We start from the raw sequence: 19272 nt of genomic DNA, 5'->3' as shown, positions 1-19272 counted from the left end.
ACCGCTGTCAGGCCAGGCGGACGGTCTCCAGCGACACACCCGCACCCGGGAAGCGCGCCAGCAGGGCGTCACCCATCGCGGCGGCCGGCGTCAGCACACCGCGCAGCTCCGACATCTTGTCGCGGTCGAATGCGAGCGCCAGAGCGCTCTCACCCAGCAGCACCGAGGTGGCCTTGTAGCCGGGGTCGCCCTGCTGCGTCATCCTCGCCACGTACCGGGCACCCGTCGTCGTGGTGCTGTAGGTCTCGACCTTGTAGTAGCCACGTTCCCGGGCGGCCTCACTGGGCCCGGTGCCCGGCTTGGGCACCACTCGCTCGACGAGCCGCTGCGGAAGGAATCGGAAGAAGCGGCTGCCGAGGCCGGTTGCGACCGCCGTACCGCCCGTCGCAACCGCTGCCAGAACCGGCGCGACCGGCGACGTCCCGACGCTCATCACCTCGGAGTAGCGGAACCGTCGGCCGTACGGCCAGCCCATCAGCGCATTGCTGCGCCGCACAGTTCGCGTGTTGGGCAGCGCCATCACGAAGCCGGTGGTCCACAGGCCGGCGAGTTCAGGAGCGATGTCGCGGCCTCGGCGCAAAGTGTTGTCCGGTTGTGCACCCAGATCTGGTTCTGCAGGCCGGTCGGGCGAGAGCAGGTACGGGTCGGCGAGCATGCGCCGCACTTCGGGATTGGTCGACGAGTCGCGCATCACCTCGAGCATCGAGGCGATCGTTCCCCCCGACAGTCCCCCGGACATCCCGCGCAGCACGAACGTGGTGTCAGTCAGTTCGCCGGTGCCGTCCTCGGCCGCTTTGCGGTAGAGAGCGTAAACGGTGAGATCGGACGGTATCGAGTCGAAACCGCACGCGTGCACGATGCGCGCGCCGGTGTCGATAGCCTGCTTGTGGAACAGGTCGATGCTCTTGCGGATGAACTGCGGCTCACCGGTGAGGTCGGCGTAGTCGGTGCCGGCTTCGGCGCACGCTTCGACCAGAGGAAGGCCGTACTTCGCGTAAGGCCCGACGGTGGTGACGACGACGCGCGTGCGCGCAGCCATGGCTTTCAGTGTGGACGGCTGCGACGCGTCGGCAGTCACCAGCGGCCAGTCCTTCGCCGCGTCGCCGAGCGAGTCTCGGACCGCACGCAGCTTGTCCGTGGAGCGGCCCGCCAGCCCGATGCGAGCCCCCGAACCGGCGCTGGCCAGATACTGCGCGGTCAGCTTTCCGACGAACCCGGTGGCGCCGTACACGACGATGTCTAGTTCACGCTCCGCTGCGGTCATGTGTTGAAACTACAGTCGTGCCCATGCCGAGACGGGTCGTGGTGGTGGGAGCGGGCATCGCAGGGTTGGGGACCGCGGTGGCGCTGCAGCGGCGCGGGTTTGACGTCACGGTGATCGAGGAACGGACTGACACCTCCAGCGGCGCGGGCATCAGCATCTGGCCCAACGCCCTTGCGGCACTCGACCAGATAGGCCTCGGCGACGCGGTCCGTGCGGCCGGCGGCCGCGTCACCGCCGGCGCGATGCGCTGGCGCGACGGCACGTGGGTGCGCCGCCCACATCGGGATCGGATGATCAAGGCGCTCGGCGAGCCGCTCGTGGTGATCCAGCGCGCTGCCCTCACGCACATCCTGGAGAACGCGCTGATCGAGGGCACTGTGCGCCGCGGCGTAGCGCTCACCGGCATCGAAGAAAGCGGAGGTGGTGTCCGGCTGGCGCTGTCCGGCGGGACGGAGGAGGCCGATGCGCTCGTGGGCGCCGACGGCACCCGCTTGCTGACCGCGCGCCACCTCAACGGTCCGCTTGCCGACACCTACACCGGTTACACCGCCTGGCGCGGGGTGGCCGACTGCTCGATCGACCCGGAGCTGGCAGGCGAGACCATGGGCCCCGGCGTCGAATTCGGGCATGTCCCGATGGGGTCCACGCACACGTACTGGTTCGCCACCGAACGCGCCACCGAGGGCGCGGCCGCCGCCGAGGGCGAGCTGAGCTATCTGCGCCGCCGATATTCGTCATGGGCGGAGCCCGTCCCGGACATCCTCGCCACCACGGATCCCGCGGTGCTGCTGCGCCACGACCTCTACGACCGCACTCCCGCCAAAGTGTGGGCGAAAGGTCCGATCGTGCTCGTCGGCGACGCTGCGCATGCGATGCGCCCGCATCTGGGCCAGGGCGGCTGCCAAGGACTGGAGGACGCCGCGATCCTTGCCGCATTCGCCGACAACGCCGACGATCTGACCGTCGCGTTCGCCCGATTCGCCGCGTTCCGCAAGCCGCGCGTCACGCCGCTGATACGGGAATCGGCGATGATCGGGCGGATTGTCAACCTGCGTCCGCCCCTGCTCTCGGCCATCGCGACGCGGGCCAGCGTGCTGGTGCCCGAGGCCCTGGTGACCCGCCATCTCGCGGCGATCGCCTCCCGGGGCGCGTTCGCCATGCCCACCGACCGCGACGCGCAGCCAGCGTGAGGCTGGACGAAATGGGCACCCGTATGGTCGCGGCGGTGAACCTCGGCGTCAGCGAACGGGGCCGCCCAAGACCTGCAATGGAGCGGTGAGCGTGGTGCACAGCAGGTCGAGCCTGATCCCGGCCAGGCTGCCGACGTTCTGGCAGCCGGTGGTCGCAGACACCGTGCGCACGGCCGGCGCCTGGGTGGTGCGGTTCACGGCGGGCATGGGGCTCCCGGCGTAGGCGCCGCACTTCGGCCACGCACCGAGCCCCTGCGTGCGCAGCACGTTCTCGGCGACCCGGATCTGCTCTTCGCGGCTGGCGCCGGCCGGCGAGCCGACACCGCCGTTGGCCGTCCAGGTCGCCTGCTTGAACTGGAGACCGCCGAAGTGGCCGTTGCCGGAGTTGGTGGCCCAGTTGCCGCCCGACTCGCACTGTGCGATCGCGTCCCAGTTGACGGTGTCGGCGTGAGCGGTGGCGGTGGACAGTGCCAGCGGCGCGCCCAGCAGTGCACCGGCGAAGGCGGCCATTGTGATCGTCTTGCGGATCCCCATCATCGCGGTCCCTTTCCCAAAGCCCCCGAAACATTGGTCGATGGGGTGATCGGGACCACACGGACAGGTGTTACTCAGGAGGCCGCTGATAAGGAATGTTTTTAAAGTTAAGAGATTTGCAAAAGAGGCGGGCGGTGTCGAAATTGTTCGACACCGCCCGCCTCTACAGCAGCTATTTGTCAGCCGCGCTTGCCGCACACCGGCCACGCGCCGAGCCCCTGCGAGCGCAGAACGTTCTCCGCGACCCGGATCTGCTCCTCGCGCGAGGCCTGCGCCGGCGAACCGGTGCCGCCGTTAGCCCGCCAGGTGCTCGGCGTGAACTGCAGGCCGCCGGCATAGCCATTGCCGGTGTTGATCGACCAGTTGCCGCCCGACTCACAAGCCGCGATGGCGTCCCAGTTCACGCTGTCCGCCTGCGCGGTCGCCGTCGACATCGCCAACGGTGCAGCGACGAGCCCGCCGGTGACGGCGGCCCCTGTAATCACCTTCGTGATCACCTTGCGGAGGTTGTTCACATCATTCCTTTCGCCAAGCGCGCGCCGAGGACGCCCGCCGAAGCGGACGTAAGCGCCCCCAGGAGGGGCGGGGTGCTTCCTCGAATCGCGCCGTCTCGGTCAGGCGCGACAGGGAGACAAGATTCGTCTCACCGGGCCACGGTGTCCCGGTGGCCGACGGAGGCGACGCAATCAGTCGCAAGCCTCCCAGTGGCCCCACACACGCAGGTTCTGGTTTGAAATTGTTTTGCTCCGGTTACGAAGACAAATGGAAGTTACAAACGATCCGACGAAAAGTCACATCGCCAAATCGCCAATCTCGAACCGATAACGACGCGGTCACGAGAAGTGGCTCTCAGCGTCCTGCCAGGTCAGCACGGCGTGTCTCAGAGATTCTCAGTCTCGTGTCCGCCCGAGGATTGGTGATCCGAATCACCGGTATTTTGTGAACTGGCTCACCGAAAACAGCTTGTCAATGTGCATCGAAATGCCGCCCGACGTGCTGTGATCTAAACCTGCGCAGCCGCGTCACGTGAGATCGGTAACACTATTACCTGGCGACAGAAGACTGACGATTGACGAAATTGTCAATATACGGAGTGCCCGAAACCGGCTCGTATTGGTCAGTGCGTATCAGCGCAACAGACGCAAATCCGCAGAGGAATTAACGTTGGTCAGCGGCCGGCCGTCGGCGACCACAATTCGCTGAGCGTCAACGGAATTCACCAATGCCGCCATGCTGCGCTCGCCCGCGGCTACCAACTCGTTGATCCGCTCGACCAGCGACGTCCGGTACAGAGCCGCGAGAAAGTGGTCGCGGCCGTCCCACGGCAACACCACCTCGGCGGGAATGTTCTTCGACGACTCGATCAGCACGTCGATGAGCACCGCGTCCAAAAAAGGCATGTCCACGGCGCAGACGAACGCCCACGGCACCCCGGCTTCGGCTGCCGCACGCAGTCCCCGGCCGGTGGCGAGGAGCGGGCCCACCCCGCGTACGTCGTCGCGTAGCACGTCGGCGTCCACCTCCGGGATGCGCTGCCCCGGAGCGGCGATCACGAACACCGGCGAGCAGCGCTGCTTGACCACACTCACCACATGCTGCACCAGCGTGGTGCCCATGTACGGCAGTGTGGCCTTGTCGCGGCCCATCCGGCGGGAAGCGCCACCGGCCAGCACCACCGCGGCCAGCGGCGAACCGAGATCAGTCAACAGTCCAGGTGTCGCGGCCCCGCAGCAGCGACTGCAGTGCCGCGGTGTCGTGCGGGGTGGCCGCCTTCGCGTCGCGTACCTGCGTGCGGACGCCGTCGTCGTAGGTGGGTCGCTGCACCTGCCGGAAGACACCCATCACGGTGTGTTCCAGGTTCTGGTCGCTCAGGCGCGACAGCGCGAAGGCGTAGCTCGGATCTTCGATGGACGGGTCGTGCACGACGATCCGGTCGACGGCCACATCGGCGGTCTTGGCCACCTCGAGACCGAAGCCTGATCGCACGACACAGTATTCGCCGTTGTTGCCGAAGGTGATCGGCTGGCCTGCCGTGAGGTTGATCAGCCGCTCCTCGGCGCCCTCTTTACGCAGCAGGTCGAATGAGCCGTCGTTGAAGATCGGGCAGTCCTGCAGAATCTCGACGAATGCAGCGCCTCGATGCTGGGCCGCAGCCCGCAGCACCGCGGAGAGGCCCTTGCGGTCGGAATCCAACGCGCGGCCGACGAACGTGGCCTCTGCACCCAGTGCCACCGAGACGGGGTTGAACGGCTGATCAAGCGACCCCATCGGCGTGGACTTGGTGATCTTGCCGACTTCTGACGTGGGTGAATACTGCCCCTTGGTCAGCCCGTAGATCCGGTTGTTGAACAGCAGGATCGTGATGTTGACGTTGCGGCGCAGCGCGTGGATCAGGTGGTTCCCGCCGATCGACAGGGCGTCGCCGTCACCGGTGACCACCCACACCGACAGGTCGTCACGAGCCAGAGCCAGCCCGGTGGCCAGCGTCGGCGCCCGGCCGTGAATCGAGTGCAGACCGTACGTTTCGAGGTAATACGGGAAGCGGCTTGAGCAGCCGATGCCGCTGATGAACACCATGTTCTCGCGGCGCAGCCCCAGCTCCGGCAAGAAGTTGCGGATCGTGTTGAGGATGACGTAGTCGCCGCACCCCGGGCACCAGCGCACTTCTTGGTCGCTGGTGAAGTCCTTGGCCTTCTGCGGAACGTCGGTGGTGGGCACACCGCTGGTCGCGGTCAGCCCCAGGTCTAAGCCGATCAGATCAGTCATGCACTAGCTCCCGCTTGCTCACCGACACGCTACCGTCAAACTTCGCGAATCTGGCCTTGTCTCTTTCTTTCTCAGCCAGTGACCCGTCGAGGGCGGAGTCGATGACGTCCTCGATTTCGTCGGCCAGGAACGCCATGCCCTGCACCTTGGTGACCGATTGCACGTCGACCAGGTACTTGCCCCGCAGCAGCAGCGCCAACTGCCCGAGGTTCATCTCCGGGCAGACCACGGTGCGATACCGGCGCAGCACATCACCGAGGTTGGCCGGGAACGGGTTGAGGTGGCGGAGGTGGGCCTGGGCGACCTTGATGCCGTCACGACGAGCGCGCCTGCACGCCTCACCGATGGGCCCGTAGCTGCTGCCCCAGCCGATCAGGAGCAACTCGGCGTCGCCAGTCGGGTCGTCCACCTCGACGTCGGGCACCGCAATGCCGTCGATCTTCGCCTGGCGCAGCCGCACCATCAGGTCGTGGTTGGCCGGGTCGTAGGAGATGTTGCCCGACCCGCTCGCCGACTCCAGACCGCCGATACGGTGCTCGAGCCCAGGAGTGCCCGGAATCGCGAACTGGCGCGCCAACGTCTCGGGGTCGCGAGCGTAGGGCTGGAAGTCCTCGCCCGGCTGCGCCAGGTTGCGCTCGATCGGCGCGAAAGTGCTGACGTCTGGAATGCGCCACGGTTCAGAGCCGTTCGCGATCGCGCCGTCCGAGAGCAACAGCACCGGCGTGCGGTACGTCAGCGCGATCCGCGCGGCCTCGATCGCGACGTCGAAGCAATCCGACGGGGAGCGCGCGGCCAGCACTGCAACCGGCGACTCGCCGTTGCGCCCGAACAGCGCCTGCAGCAGATCGGCCTGCTCCGTCTTGGTGGGCAGGCCCGTGGACGGGCCGCCGCGCTGCACGTCGATGACCAGCAGCGGCAGCTCGGTCATCACCGCCAACCCGATCGCCTCGGACTTCAGCGAGATGCCGGGGCCCGAGGTGCTGGTGACGCCCAAGGCGCCGCCGTACGACGCGCCGATTGCGGCACCGATCCCGGCGATCTCGTCCTCGGCCTGGAACGTGATGACGTCGAAGTTCTTGTGCTTGGACAGTTCGTGCAGGATGTCCGACGCGGGGGTGATCGGGTAGCTGCCCAGCACCACTTTGGTGCCGGCCAGCTGGCCGGCGACGATGATCCCGTAGGCCAGCGCGGTGTTGCCCGAAATCTGGCGATACTCCCCCGGCTGGAGTTTGGCGGGCGCCACCTCGAACGTGGTGCCGAAGGCTTCGGTGGTTTCGCCGTAGTTCCAGCCGGCGCGCAGCGCCAGCACGTTGGCCTCTGCAACGTCGGGCTTGCGGGCGAACTTCTCGCGGATGAAGGTTTCTTGGGGCTCGATCTCGCGGCCATACATCCACGACAACAGGCCCAGCGCGAACATGTTCTTTGCCCGCTGGCCGTCCTTCTTCGACGCGCCGATCTGCTCGACGGCACCCAGCGTCAGCGTGGTCATCGGGACGGCGTGCACGACGTAATCGGCCAGCTCCCCGGACTCCAGCGGATTCGCCTCGTAGCCGACCTTGGCGAGGTTGCGTTTGGTGAACTCGTCGGAGTTGGCTATCACCAGCCCGCCGCGCGGGAGGTCGCCGATGTTGGCCTTCAGCGCCGCCGGGTTCATCGCGACGAGGACGTCGGGCCGGTCACCGGCGGTCAGGATGTCGTAATCGGCGATCTGGATCTGGAAAGACGAAACGCCGGGAAGCGTGCCTTGGGGGGCACGGATCTCGGCGGGGTAATTGGGTTGGGTGGCAAGGTCGTTGCCGAAGAGTGCGGCCTCGGAGGTGAACCGGTCACCCGTGAGCTGCATGCCGTCGCCGGAATCACCAGCAAATCGGATGACGACCCTCTCGAGTTTTTGTCGCCCGTGAGGGCTGGCGCCGTTGCCGGTCGGCGTCACGACAGACCACCTTTCGCCCCAAGCCGCAAGGTTGATGTCACTACTAGTACCGATTATTGCACTTTCTTAGTGAAGCCTTTACCTACGAGGCACATGCAATCGCCCATTGTGCCCGCAAAAAAGCAGCTCAGAGGATGCGACACTCGCGGAGCGGCGAGAAAGTGTGGTTTTCGTCACGTCGCGTTTGAAAGGTTTCTAAGAGATGCGCTTACTTGCGCAAGCACCCGAGCCGGGTCGGCGATAACGCCTTCCTAGCGGCGCCGCCAAACCTATGCTCATCGGTGATGAACCGGAACCTCCCGCTGTGGCGGGTCAGCATCGCTGGCCTGGTTCCGATGGCAACAGCCTCCGCCGCATCGCCGGGTATCCCGGGGACACTGTTGGGCTCCGTCCGAGCGGCGCTGCGGCGACCCCGCGCCCGCGTCCCGGCGCTCGTCGACGTGCCCCACACCGCCTACGACATCCCGCTGAACACCCCGGCGCCGCCGCTCGAGACGGGGCCGAAGCAGGCACTGGGCAGCGCCCCGGTGGGTACGTTCCCCACCGGGGTCGCGGTCAGTCCGGACGGCAACCGCGTCTACGTGGTCAACACCGGTGACGACTCCGTGTCGGTGATCGACGCCGAGAGCGGAACGGCGGCCCTGACGATCGCCGTCGGGCGCGCACCCTACGGGATCGCGCTGAGCGCCGACGGCCGAAACGCCTACGTGGCCAACGCCGCAAGCGATTCCGTGTCGGTCATCGACACGCAGATCCAGGCTGTGACGGCGACGATCGCGGTGGGCTCGAACCCCTACGGCGTCGCGGTGTCCCCCGACGCCGAACGGGTGTTCGTGACGAACCAGGGTGACGGCACGCTGACGGTCGTCGATGTTGCCAGCTCGACGATTCGTCTGGGCGGCGCACCGACCGGCATGGCCGTCAGCCCGGACGGCCGCAAGCTCTATGTGGTCGACAACGCCCGTGACCGGCTGTTGGTCGTGGATGCGGACGTGGGGACCGTGGGGGGAACCATTCCGGTCGGCAAGCATCCCGCGCAGGTCGCCGTCACTCCTGACGGCGGCCAGGCTTTCGTCACCAACGCCGGCGGCGCTTCAGTGTCGGTGATCGACCTGAGAAGGCCGGCGGTGACAGAGACCATTCCAGTAAAGGAGCACCCGATCGGTGTGGCGGTGGACGCCTACGGGCGGTTCGCCTACGTGACCGCGCTCGACGCTTCCCGGCTCACAGGCACGGTGACGATCGTCGACATCGCGACCGGCGCGACGAAGGTCGTGAATACGAGCGCGCCCTACGGCGTCGCGCCAGATCCGTCCGGCGACTACGCGTACGTCACCGACTTCCGTTGCCACACCGTGTCTTTGATCGACGTCGCCGAATCCGGCGATCCCGGCACTACGCGGGCCGGGCGCACCGCGCCGTCACGGCGCGCCAGCAAGGTTCGCGTGATCGAGTTCGACCGCGGCACGTGCGGCGTGACCACAGACCCAGATGCCGGGCGCGCCTTCGTGATTCGCAGCGACGACGACCTCGTCGAGGTGGTGGGGGCCTGCGGAACCACCGCGGCGGTGCCGGTGGGCCGCTACCCGTCGGCGCTCGTGCTGAGCCGCGACGGCAGCCGCGCGTACGTCACCAACCACCAGGACGGCACGCTGTCGGTCGTCGACACCGACCGCGACAGCGACCGGTGCCACACGGTCGTGGCCACGCTCGACGTCGGCCGGTGCTGGTCCACGGGCGTTGTGCTCAGCGATGACGGCAGCTGCGCCCACTCGGTCGACGAAGTGAACGGCCGCCTGTCGGTGATCGACACCGACGCCCAAAGCCCCACCCGCGACTCAGTGATCGGGCACATCGAGCTCGGCTGTCCGCCCACCGCACTTCAGGTCGCGCCGAACCAGCGATGGGTATATGCGATCAACCAGTTCGACCGTGCGGTGTGGGCCCTGCATATCGCCACCGGCAGAGTCGCCGTTATCCCGCTGCCGTCGCAACCGTATCGAATCCTAATGGCGCCCAACGGGTTACGCCTGTATCTGAGCCTGCGCGACGACGGTTCGGCCTGTGTTGTCGACACCGACCCGACAAGCGCCGGCTACCACCAGGTGATCGCCCGCCTGCGGCTGGGCGGCCATCTGCCCGACCCGGTGTTCACCCCGGCGGGTTCGCGTGCGTACGTCGTGAGGTCCGACGCAAATGCGGTAGCGGTCATCGACACCGCAACCAATTCAGTCAAAGACGTCGCGGTGGGCCAGTATCCATGGGACGTGGCGGCCAGCCCCGACGGCCGTCGCGCGTACGTCGCCAACTATCTCGACGACTCGTTGGCGGTCATCGACTCGGCAACCGATGCCGTCGCCCGAACCTTGTCCGTCGGTGCGCGCCCGTGCCGGGTTGCGGTCGACGCCGACGGGACCCGGGCGTTCGTCGTCAACAACCGGGACAACTCGCTGTCGGTGATCGACACGGGCAGAACCACGGTCACCACCACAATCGCGGTGGGCCGCAGACCATTCGACGTCGACGTGAGCGCTGACGGCACCCGTGCGTTCGTGCATCACCGCGACGGCGTGTCACTGCTGTCGCTCTGAGGGCTCAGCCCAGCTGCACGCCCCAGCCGAACACCCGCGACGTCAGCAGCACCAGTCCCAGCGACACCGACGCGACCACCACCAGCCCGATCACCGCCACCACCAGTGGCCGCCAGCCGGTGCGGGCCAGTTCCCGCAAGTTCGTGTTGAGCCCGACGCCGGCGAACGTCAGCAGGAAGGCCCACTTCGACACGTTCGCCAGGTTGGTAGTCTGCCCTTTGGTCAACCAGCCCGCGGTGGCGATCGCCGACACCACCAAGAAGCCGAGCACGAACTTCGGGAACTTCTTCCACACGAACAGCGCCTTGGCCTTCACGCCCGGAGCAAGTTCGTCGGCCTCGCCGCGCGACGCCCAGTAGAGAGCGAATCCCAGGACCACGAACCCGATCAGCGCGTTGCGAGTGGATTTCACCAGCACCGCGATCTTGCCGGCCTCGTCGGAGAACAGGTATCCGGTGGCGGTGGTTTCGGCGGTGTTGTCGACCGCTAAGCCCGCCCAGAGCCCGAACTCGTGATCGGTCAGTCCGAGCGCATGCCCCAGCGGCGGCAGCGTGAACAATGCGACGGCGCCCAGAGCCAAAATCGCCGCGATCGCATACCCGGCTTCAGTGTCGCGGGCCCGGATAGCGCCTTTGGACGCGATGATCGCTGACACCCCGCAGATCGAGGTGCCGACGGCAAGCAGCGACCCCACCTTGCCGGACAGTCCGAATAGCCGGGCCGCGGCCAGGATGATGCCGCCGGCGACGGCCATGTCCACGAGGATCTGGATCAAGCTGAGACCGCCGAGTTTGACGACATCGCCGAGGACGAAACGCGCGCCCAGCGCGACGATGCCGATCTTGAGCCAGAACTCATAGGTCGTCACACCGGGCCGGAAGATGCGGTGCAGGCCGACAGTGTTCGTGATCAACAGCCCGAAAATGATGGCCCACAACACATATTCGATGTCAGGCACAGTCCAGTGTTCGTGGCGCGCGAGCGCGTTCCACCCCACCTGGGCGTACTTGCCCAGCAGGCCGATCGCGATCAGCAGCAGCACCCCGGGCACGTAGTCGAGCACATTGCGAGCCGGGAAGGTCGGCTCCGGTGTCTCGGTGTCGGGGTCGGTGTGGACGGCACTCATCCCGCTCACCACGGAATCTTCGGCAGCACGTCGGCGACCGCCAGGATCACGATCACGCCGGCAACGATCGTCGCCCACCAGTCGACGCCGACTTTCTTCACCCTATGCTCACTCATGGCCGACATGCTGACCCCGGTCAGCGCTGGTTGCCTAGAGATTCGATCCGCCTGAGCGCAGCATCGGCGCGTTTGCCCGCGAAATAAGCCACCGAAGGGCATGCTGAGCGCCGATGTTCGTTTCAGGCGAAGGAAGGCCCGCTCCGATGAGTCGATTCACCGCGACGATGTACCGGAATGCTCGGCTCAGCTCGCACGGGCTGGTCACCGGGGAGCCGCACGCACCGCTGCGGCAAAGCTGGTGGCAGGTGCACGAACGCGCCCGCCGAATAGCCGACGGCCTCGCCGCCGCCGGGGTGAGCCGCGGCGACGCCGTGGGCGCGCTCGCCGGCGCTCCGGTCGAGATCGCGCCGACGGCTCAGGGCGTCTGGATGCGCGGTGCCAGTTTGACGATGCTGCACCAGCCGACGCCGCGCACCGATCTCGCACTGTGGGCACAGGACACCACCCGGGTCATCGACATGATCGCCGCCAAGGCCGTAGTGATCTCCGAGCCGTTTTTGGCCGCGGCACCGGTGCTGGCGGCTCACGGCGTCACCGTGCTGACCATCGAGGAGCTGCTCGCTGCCGATCCGATCGACCCCGTCGACACCGACGAAGACGATGTCGCGCTGATGCAACTGACGTCCGGGTCGACGGGCCATCCGAAGGCCGTTCAGATCAGCCACCGCAACATTTACTCCAACGCCGAGGCCATGTTCGTCGCCGCCGAATACGACCTCGACCACGACGTGATCGTCAGCTGGCTGCCGTTGTTCCACGACATGGGCATGACCGGGTTCCTCGCAGTGCCGATGTATTTCGGCGCCGAACTGGTCGTGGTCACCCCCATGGACTTCCTGCGCGACATCTTGTTGTGGGCACGGCTCATCGACAAGTACAAGGGCACGATGACGGCTGCGCCGAACTTCGCCTACGTATTGCTGGCCAAGCGGCTGCGCAAACAGGCCAAGCCCGGCGACTTCGACCTGTCCTCGCTGCGGTGGGCGCTGTCGGGCTCCGAGCCGGTCGAACCTGCCGACGTCGAAGACCTGATCGACGCGGGCAGACCGTTCGGCCTGCGCCCGGAGGCAATCCTGCCCGCGTATGGGATGGCCGAGTCGACGGTCGCGGTGTCGTTCTCCGAGTGCGGCGGCGGTCTGGTGGTCGACGAGATCGATGCTGATCTGCTCGCCGTGCTGCGTCGCGCCGTTCCCGCCAGCGGCGGCCGCACCGTCCGGTTGGCCACGCTCGGCCCGCTGCTGAAGGGATTGGAGGCCCGGGTCGTCGACGAAGACGCCAATCTGCTGCCGCCGCGAGCGGTCGGCGTCATCGAGTTGCGCGGCGAGCCGCTGACCACCGGCTACCTCACGACGGCGGGATTCGTGTCGGCCCAGGACGATCAGGGCTGGTACAACACCGGCGACCTCGGTTACCTGACGGAAAACGGCCACATCGTCGTCTGCGGGCGGGTCAAGGACGTCATCATCATGGCGGGCCGCAGCGTCTACCCCGCGGACGTGGAGCGTGCAGCCTGCCGCGTCGACGGGGTCCGTCCGGGCTGCGCGGTGGCGGTGCGGCTGGACGCCGGCCGCTCCCGGGAGACATTCGCGGTGGCCGTCGAGTCGAACGCCTGGGACGATGCCGCGGAGGTTCGCCGCATCAAGCATGCGGTGGCCCATGCCGTGGTAGCCGAGATCGGCGTGCGTCCCCGCAACGTCGTCGTGCTCGCACCCGGCATGATCCCGAAGACGCCGTCGGGCAAGCTGCGCCGTGCGCACGCGCTCGCGCTGGTGAATTGAGCCGTTCGTTAGATTGAGACGATGGGCCGGGTGACCGCGCGTCGGCGCGTTCGGCATCTGAAGGGCGACCGGACTGTCGACCGGCCCGAGACGCTGGCGGTCGAGGAGCCGCTGGAGATCCGGGTGAACGGCGAGCCGGTGAGCGTGACGATGCGTACGCCTGGCTCGGATATCGAACTGGCGCAGGGGTTTTTGCTCACCGAGGGGATGATCACGCGCCGCGACGACGTGCTCACCGTGCGCTACTGCCGCGGCGGCGACGACGGACCCAACACCTACAACGTGCTCGACGTGACGCTGGCCGACGGCGTCGCAGTCCCCGCTTTCAGCGTAACCCGCAACTTCTACACGACCTCGTCGTGCGGTGTGTGCGGCAAGGCGTCCCTGGACGCGGTGCGACTGATCAGTCGCTACTGCCCGGGCGACGACCCCGCCACTGTCACCACCGACGTTCTGACCGCGATGCCCGGCCAATTGCAAAGAGCCCAGCGGGTTTTCGCGAGCACCGGCGGACTGCATGGGGCCGCGCTGTTCGCGGTGGACGGCACCATGCTGGCGGTGCGCGAGGACATCGGCCGCCACAACGCCGTGGACAAGGTGATCGGCTGGGCAACCGAACAGCAGCGAATTCCGCTGAGCGGCACGGTGTTGCTGGTCAGCGGCCGCGCCTCCTTCGAGCTCATGCAGAAGGCGGTGATGGCTGGGGTGCCGGTGCTGGCGGCGGTGTCGGCGCCGTCGTCGCTGGCGGTCGACCTGGCCAGCCAGTCCGGGGTGACGCTGGTCGCGTTCCTGCGCGGCGACTCGATGAATGTCTACACCCGTCCCGACCGGGTGGTGAGCCCGCGGTGAGGCTTTCGCCGGAGATGCAGCAGACCGTCCTCGAGCAGCGGTTGGGCTTCGTCGCAACCGTCACCGCCGATGGGCGGCCCAACGTGTCCCCCAAAGGCACCACCACGGTGTGGGACGACGAGCGGTTGATGTTCGCCGACGTGGCGTCGCCGGGAACCGTCGCCAACCTGGAAACGAATCCCTATGTCGAGGTCAACGTCGTCGACCCGATCTTGCGAAAAGGCTTCCGGTTCAAGGGAACAGCCGCGGTGTACACCTCGGGGGAGATGTTCGAGCGGGGTATCCGCATACTGCGCGGCCGCGGTTCCGCGCTGTCGCTGGACCGAATCCGCTCGATCGTCGTGATCGACGTGACGTCAGCGGCGCCGCTGATCTCACCGGTGTACGACGGCGGAACCACCGAAGAAGTCATCGTCCAGCGCTGGCTGGACTACTACGGGGATCTGTACCCGCGGTAGCTACGCGGTCTTGTCGCGACGTTCTTGGCGCGACGGCTTGCGCGGCACGATCGTGGGCAGCACGTTGTCCTGCACGGTTTCCTTGGTGACGACCACCTTCGCGACGTCGTCGCGGCTGGGAATGTCGTACATCACCGGCAGCAGCACTTCTTCCATGATCGCGCGCAGCCCGCGAGCACCGGTGCCGCGGTGGATGGCCTGATCCGCGATGGCCTCGAGCGCGTCCTGAGTGAACTCCAGCTCGACGCCGTCCATCTCGAAGAGCTTGGTGTACTGCTTCACCAGTGCGTTCTTCGGCTTGGACAGGATCTGCACCAGCGAGTCCTTGTCCAGGTTGGTCACCGACGCCACCACCGGAAGCCGGCCGATGAACTCCGGGATCAGCCCGTACTTGATCAGGTCCTCGGGCATGACCGCGGCGAAGTGATCCTGGGTGTCGATCTCGGCCTTGGACTTGACCTCGGCGCCGAATCCGAGCCCGCGTTTGCCCACCCGGTCGGAGACGATCTTCTCCAGCCCCGCGAATGCGCCGGCCACGATGAACAACACATTGGTCGTGTCGATTTGGATGAACTCCTGGTGCGGATGCTTGCGTCCGCCCTGGGGCGGCACCGATGCCTGGGTACCTTCCAGGATCTTGAGCAGCGCCTGCTGTACGCCCTCACCGGAGACGTCGCGCGTGATCGACGGGTTCTCGCTCTTGCGGGCGATCTTGTCGACCTCGTCGATGTAGATGATCCCGGTCTCGGCGCGCTTGACGTCGTAGTCGGCGGCTTGGATGAGCTTGAGCAGAATGTTCTCGACGTCCTCGCCGACATAGCCGGCCTCTGTCAGCGCGGTGGCGTCGGCGATCGCGAACGGCACGTTGAGCATCTTGGCCAGCGTCTGCGCCAGATACGTCTTGCCACAGCCGGTGGGACCCAGCATCAGAATGTTGGACTTGGCCAGTTCGACGGGCTCGGAGCGGGAGTCGCGGGTCTTCTCGCCGGCCTGGATGCGCTTGTAGTGGTTGTATACAGCGACGGCCAGCGTCCGTTTGGCGTTGTCCTGGCCGATGACGTAGCCCTCGAGGAACTCGCGAATCTCGGCCGGTTTGGGCAGCTCGTCGAGCTTGACGTCGTCGGCGTCGGCCAGTTCCTCTTCGATGATCTCGTTACACAGGTCAATGCACTCGTCGCAGATGTACACGCCAGGGCCAGCGATCAGCTTCTTGACCTGTTTTTGGCTCTTGCCACAGAACGAGCACTTCAGCAGGTCACCGCCGTCTCCAATGCGCGCCATGGTGGTCGGGTCCTACTTCCTGTCGGCGTCGTCAGTTCTCTAGGTTCCGTGTCGTTTCGACGTTGTATCGGACGTCTGCTCCGACGCTACCCGCTTGATCGGCCGGGGTGCGACCCATCGGGCGAATCGCGTCGGTGGTATTTGTTACGCGGGCGGGCGCCTGCGCTGCTCTGAAACATATCCTCTGTCCGGGCGGACGGCGCGCTGTAGCGCAGACCGTGTCCTGGGCGTGTCGTGGCCGCAACCCGCGCGCGACGTCACAACGAAGAAAATCAGGCCGTCTGCGCCGACAGTTTGCGGTATTCCAGCACCGTGTCGATGATCCCGTAGTCCTTCGCATCTTCAGCAGTCAGGATCTTGTCGCGGTCGGTGTCCTTGCGAATCACTTCCGGGTCTTTGCCGGTGTGACGCGCCAGCGTGTGCTCCATCAGCTTGCGCATCCGCTCGATCTCCGCAGCTTGGATCTCCAGGTCGGAGAACTGACCCTGGATTACACCGGCCAGCGCCGGCTGGTGGATCAGCACCCGCGCGTTGGGCAGAGCCATCCGCTTGCCGGGCGTGCCGGCGGCCAATAGCACTGCGGCCGCCGACGCGGCCTGGCCCAAGCACACCGTCTGGATGTCGGCACGCACGTACTGCATCGTGTCGTAGATCGCCATCAGTGACGTGAACGAGCCGCCTGGCGAGTTGATGTACATGGTGATGTCGCGGTCGGGATCCAGCGATTCCAGCACCAACAGCTGGGCCATGATGTCGTTGGCCGACGCATCGTCAACCTGCACACCGAGGAAGATGATGCGTTCCTCGAACAGCTTGTTGTACGGATTGGATTCCTTGATGCCGAAGCTCGAGTGCTCGATGAACGACGGGAGGATGTAGCGAGCTTGAGGCTGATTGGCGGCTCCGCCGTAGGCCGGCTGCATGTGCGATGTCATTTGTCTAGTCCTGCTCCCGGTCCTGACCCGTTGACTTCGGCGCGGGTGATGATGTGGTCGACGAAGCCGTACTCCAGCGCCTCCTGGGCGGTGAACCAGCGGTCGCGGTCGGAGTCGGCGTAGATGCGCTCGATCGGCTGGCCGGTGAACTCGGCGTTGAGGCGGAACATCTCCTTTTTGATCACCGCGAACTGCTCGGCCTGGATCGCGATGTCCGCGGCGCTGCCGGTGACCCCGCCGAGTGGCTGGTGCATCAGGATCCGGGCGTGCGGCAGCGCGTAGCGCTTGCCCTTGGTGCCCGCGGCGAGCAGGAACTGTCCCATCGAGGCAGCCATGCCCATCGCGTAGGTGGCGACGTCGCAAGGTGCGAGCACCATGGTGTCGTAGATCGCCATGCCCGCGCTGATCGAGCCGCCCGGTGAATTGATGTAGAGGTGGATGTCCTTGGTCGGATCCTCGGCGGCGAGCAGCAGAATCTGCGCGCACAACCGGTTGGCGATGTCGTCGTCGACCTGCGAGCCGAGGAAAATGATGCGCTCGGTCAGCAATCGCTCGTAGACCGAGTCCACCAGGTTGAGCCCCGGCGCGCTCGAACGCATGTCCGTCACAGCTGGTACCTGCTTTCTCGCTGCTCTGCTTGTTTCCTCGACACTAACCAACTCGCCGCGTCGCGCACTCCCGGCAAGGCACCGGTTCGCTCTCAGCGTGACTGGTCGTCGTCGGCCGCGTCGTCTACGTCGTCGTCTGCTGTATCGGCGCCGGCCTCGTCCGCTTCCGATTCTGCCTGCTGGCGCGGCCCGAAGAACTCGTCGGTGTCGATGACATTGCCGTCGCTGTCTTTGACAGTCGCGCCGTGCACAATCGCGGCGAGCGCCTTGCCCCGCCGCACGTCGGCGTACATCGCCGGCAGCTGGTTGTTCTGCTGCAGGAATTGCAGCAGCTGCTGTGGCTCGAGGCCGTACTGACGGGCCTGCAGCACCAGCCGCTCGGTCAGGTCCTCCTGACCGACCTCGATGTCGAGTTGGTCGGCGATCGCGTCGATGAGCAGCTGGGTCTTGATGCCTTTTTCGGCGTTCTGGCGTGCGTCGGCTTCGAACTGCTCGCGGCTGCTGCCCTGCTCGGCCAGCGCCTCGGCCAGCCGGTCCTCGTCGTGGTCCAGGCCGTGTAGCGCATTGTGCACGGCCTCGTCGACCTGAGCTTGGACGATGTTCTCCGGCAGGGGCACCTCCACCTGCTCAAGCAGCGTCTCGATCGCGGCGTCGCGGATCTTCTCCGCCTGCTGAATCCGCTTCACCCGCGCCACTTGCTCGCGCAGGCTGGCCTTCAGCTCATCGATCGTGTCGAATTCGCTTGCCAGCTGGGCGAATTCGTCGTCCGGCTCGGGTAGCTCGCGTTCCTTGACCGACTTCACGGTCACGGTCACCTGTGCTTCCTTGCCGGCGTGCTCACCCGCGGCCAGCGTGGTGGTGAACACGCGCGACTCACCGGCCTTCAACCCGACGATCGCCTCGTCCAGGCCCTCGATCAGCTGTCCGGAGCCGACCTCATGCGACAGCCCCTCGGTGGCGGCTTCGGGAACCTCCTCGCCGTCGACGGTGGCGGCCAGGTCGATGGAGACGAAGTCGCCGTTCTGCGCCGGGCGGTCGACACCGGTGAGCGTGCCGAAGCGGGTCCGCAGCGACTGCAACTCGGCGTCGACGTCCTCGTCGGTCACTTCGAACGGGTCGACGGTGATGGTCAGCGTGCTCAGGTCGGGCAACTCGATCTTGGGCCGCACGTCCACCTCTGCGGTGAACACCAGCTCGTCGCCGTCTTCGATCTTGGTGATCTCGATTTCAGGCTGGCCGATCGGCTGCACGTCCGAGGACGTGACGGCCTCGCTGTAGCGGCTGGGCAGCACGTCGTTGACCACCTGCTCGAGGATCGCGCCCCGGCCGATGCGGGCCTCCAGCAACTTCGCGGGCGCCTTGCCAGGTCGGAAGCCGGGCAACCGAACTTGCTGCGCCAGCTGCTTGTAGGCACGGTCGAAGTCGGGCTGCAGCTCGGTGAACGGCACCTCCACATTGATCTTGACCCTGGTGGGGCTCAGCTGCTCGACGGTGCTCTTCACGTGCTCATGGCTCCTTGATTGGTAGTCAGCTCCAGTCGGGGTGACAGGATTTGAACCTGCGGCCTTCCGCTCCCAAAGCGGATGCGCTACCAAGCTGCGCTACACCCCGAATCCAGTAACCAGGCGATCCTACGGCCCGCTTGGCGTGGTGCGCGAAGGCACCGTACAGTGCCATCGTTGCTGCACTGCGGGTGTAGCTCAGTGGTAGAGCCCTAGCCTTCCAAGCTAGTTACGCGGGTTCGATTCCCGTCACCCGCTCTCAACGCCGGGCCCGGCGATCGCGAGAGCGACGTTTCGCAGAAGAAGTGCGAGAAGAGCCCTGCAAAACGTCGCTTTCG

15 protein-coding genes, 2 tRNA genes and 1 pseudogene are annotated in these 19272 nt (G+C 66.4%); 6 read left to right on the top strand and 12 right to left on the bottom strand.

Annotated elements, in window-relative coordinates; all coding sequences use genetic code 11:
• Positions 1-7: 7 nt before the first annotated feature.
• On the bottom strand, positions 8-1264 hold the full coding sequence (locus tag AC5Y39_RS03915; protein ID WP_500014968.1) for a saccharopine dehydrogenase family protein: 1257 nt from the start codon (positions 1262-1264) through the stop codon (positions 8-10).
• Positions 1265-1287: 23 nt separating this feature from the next.
• Here AC5Y39_RS03915 and AC5Y39_RS03910 point away from each other — a divergent pair, with 23 nt between their 5' ends.
• Positions 1288-2454 carry an FAD-dependent oxidoreductase gene (locus tag AC5Y39_RS03910; RefSeq protein ID WP_500014970.1) on the top strand — a complete coding sequence of 389 codons (1167 nt, stop codon included), beginning with the start codon at positions 1288-1290 and terminating at the stop codon, positions 2452-2454.
• Between the two features lie 48 nt (positions 2455-2502).
• Here the strand turns inward: AC5Y39_RS03910 and AC5Y39_RS03905 are convergent, their stop codons facing one another.
• The 5 genes and pseudogenes from AC5Y39_RS03905 to AC5Y39_RS03885 form a co-directional block, all read right to left on the bottom strand.
• Positions 2503-2988 (bottom strand): transglycosylase family protein, encoded by a 486-nt coding sequence (locus AC5Y39_RS03905; RefSeq protein WP_500014972.1) that lies wholly within the window; start codon positions 2986-2988, stop codon positions 2503-2505.
• Positions 2989-3167: 179 nt separating this feature from the next.
• Positions 3168-3401, bottom strand: a pseudogene (locus tag AC5Y39_RS03900) (transglycosylase family protein); the annotation flags it as partial.
• Positions 3402-4115: 714 nt separating this feature from the next.
• Positions 4116-4697, bottom strand: a complete 582-nt coding sequence (mobA, locus tag AC5Y39_RS03895) for a molybdenum cofactor guanylyltransferase (RefSeq protein ID WP_500015583.1) — start codon at positions 4695-4697, stop codon at positions 4116-4118.
• A complete protein-coding gene (locus AC5Y39_RS03890) occupies positions 4687-5754 on the bottom strand; it encodes a 2-oxoacid:ferredoxin oxidoreductase subunit beta (RefSeq protein WP_500014974.1) in 1068 nt (355 codons plus the stop codon). Before AC5Y39_RS03890 ends, mobA begins: the two co-directional genes overlap by 11 nt.
• On the bottom strand, positions 5747-7687 hold the full coding sequence (locus tag AC5Y39_RS03885) for a 2-oxoacid:acceptor oxidoreductase subunit alpha (RefSeq protein ID WP_500014976.1): 1941 nt from the start codon (positions 7685-7687) through the stop codon (positions 5747-5749). Before AC5Y39_RS03885 ends, AC5Y39_RS03890 begins: the two co-directional genes overlap by 8 nt.
• Positions 7688-7971: 284 nt before the next feature.
• Here AC5Y39_RS03885 and AC5Y39_RS03880 point away from each other — a divergent pair, with 284 nt between their 5' ends.
• Positions 7972-10278: a YncE family protein gene (locus AC5Y39_RS03880; RefSeq protein ID WP_500014978.1), complete on the top strand. Its 2307-nt coding sequence runs from the start codon at positions 7972-7974 to the stop codon at positions 10276-10278.
• 4 nt (positions 10279-10282) lie between these two features.
• Here AC5Y39_RS03880 and AC5Y39_RS03875 read toward each other — a convergent pair whose 3' ends face one another.
• The gene (locus AC5Y39_RS03875) at positions 10283-11404 is read right to left on the bottom strand and encodes a YeiH family protein (protein WP_500015585.1); all 1122 of its coding nucleotides are present in this window, start codon (positions 11402-11404) and stop codon (positions 10283-10285) included.
• A 262-nt stretch (positions 11405-11666) separates the two neighbouring features.
• On the opposite strand from AC5Y39_RS03875, the gene AC5Y39_RS03870 reads away from it, so the two are divergent.
• From AC5Y39_RS03870 to AC5Y39_RS03860, 3 genes are read left to right on the top strand one after another with little or no spacing between them, the layout of a single operon-like run.
• Entirely contained in the window at positions 11667-13301 is a 1635-nt protein-coding gene (locus AC5Y39_RS03870) for a fatty acyl-AMP ligase (protein WP_500014980.1), read from the top strand.
• Positions 13302-13322: 21 nt separating this feature from the next.
• A complete protein-coding gene (gene fdhD / locus AC5Y39_RS03865) occupies positions 13323-14150 on the top strand; it encodes a formate dehydrogenase accessory sulfurtransferase FdhD (protein WP_500014981.1) in 828 nt (275 codons plus the stop codon).
• Positions 14147-14608: a pyridoxamine 5'-phosphate oxidase family protein gene (locus AC5Y39_RS03860; RefSeq protein ID WP_500014983.1), complete on the top strand. Its 462-nt coding sequence runs from the start codon at positions 14147-14149 to the stop codon at positions 14606-14608. The genes fdhD and AC5Y39_RS03860 overlap by 4 nt, the downstream gene beginning before the upstream one ends.
• On the opposite strand, the gene clpX is transcribed toward AC5Y39_RS03860, so the two are convergent.
• The 5 genes from clpX to AC5Y39_RS03835 all read right to left on the bottom strand — a co-directional run bounded on the left by clpX (position 14609) and on the right by AC5Y39_RS03835 (position 19043).
• The gene (clpX, locus tag AC5Y39_RS03855; RefSeq protein WP_500014985.1) at positions 14609-15889 is read right to left on the bottom strand and encodes an ATP-dependent Clp protease ATP-binding subunit ClpX; all 1281 of its coding nucleotides are present in this window, start codon (positions 15887-15889) and stop codon (positions 14609-14611) included.
• Between the two features lie 272 nt (positions 15890-16161).
• Positions 16162-16812 carry an ATP-dependent CLP protease proteolytic subunit ClpP2 gene (gene clpP2 / locus AC5Y39_RS03850; RefSeq protein ID WP_500015587.1) on the bottom strand — a complete coding sequence of 217 codons (651 nt, stop codon included), beginning with the start codon at positions 16810-16812 and terminating at the stop codon, positions 16162-16164.
• Positions 16813-16820: 8 nt separating this feature from the next.
• Positions 16821-17483, bottom strand: coding sequence for an ATP-dependent Clp protease proteolytic subunit (locus AC5Y39_RS03845; RefSeq protein WP_499908748.1), 663 nt, complete (start codon positions 17481-17483; stop codon positions 16821-16823).
• Positions 17484-17524: 41 nt separating this feature from the next.
• A complete protein-coding gene (gene tig, locus AC5Y39_RS03840; RefSeq protein WP_500014987.1) occupies positions 17525-18934 on the bottom strand; it encodes a trigger factor in 1410 nt (469 codons plus the stop codon).
• A gap of 35 nt (positions 18935-18969) precedes the next feature.
• Positions 18970-19043 (bottom strand) — tRNA-Pro (locus tag AC5Y39_RS03835).
• A 78-nt stretch (positions 19044-19121) separates the two neighbouring features.
• Here AC5Y39_RS03835 and AC5Y39_RS03830 point away from each other — a divergent pair.
• Positions 19122-19192, top strand: a tRNA-Gly gene (locus AC5Y39_RS03830).
• Positions 19193-19272: the final 80 nt, after the last annotated feature.

The organism is Mycobacterium sp. NGS39, from assembly GCF_059812765.1.
This window is presented reverse-complemented; position numbering and strand designations above follow the sequence as displayed.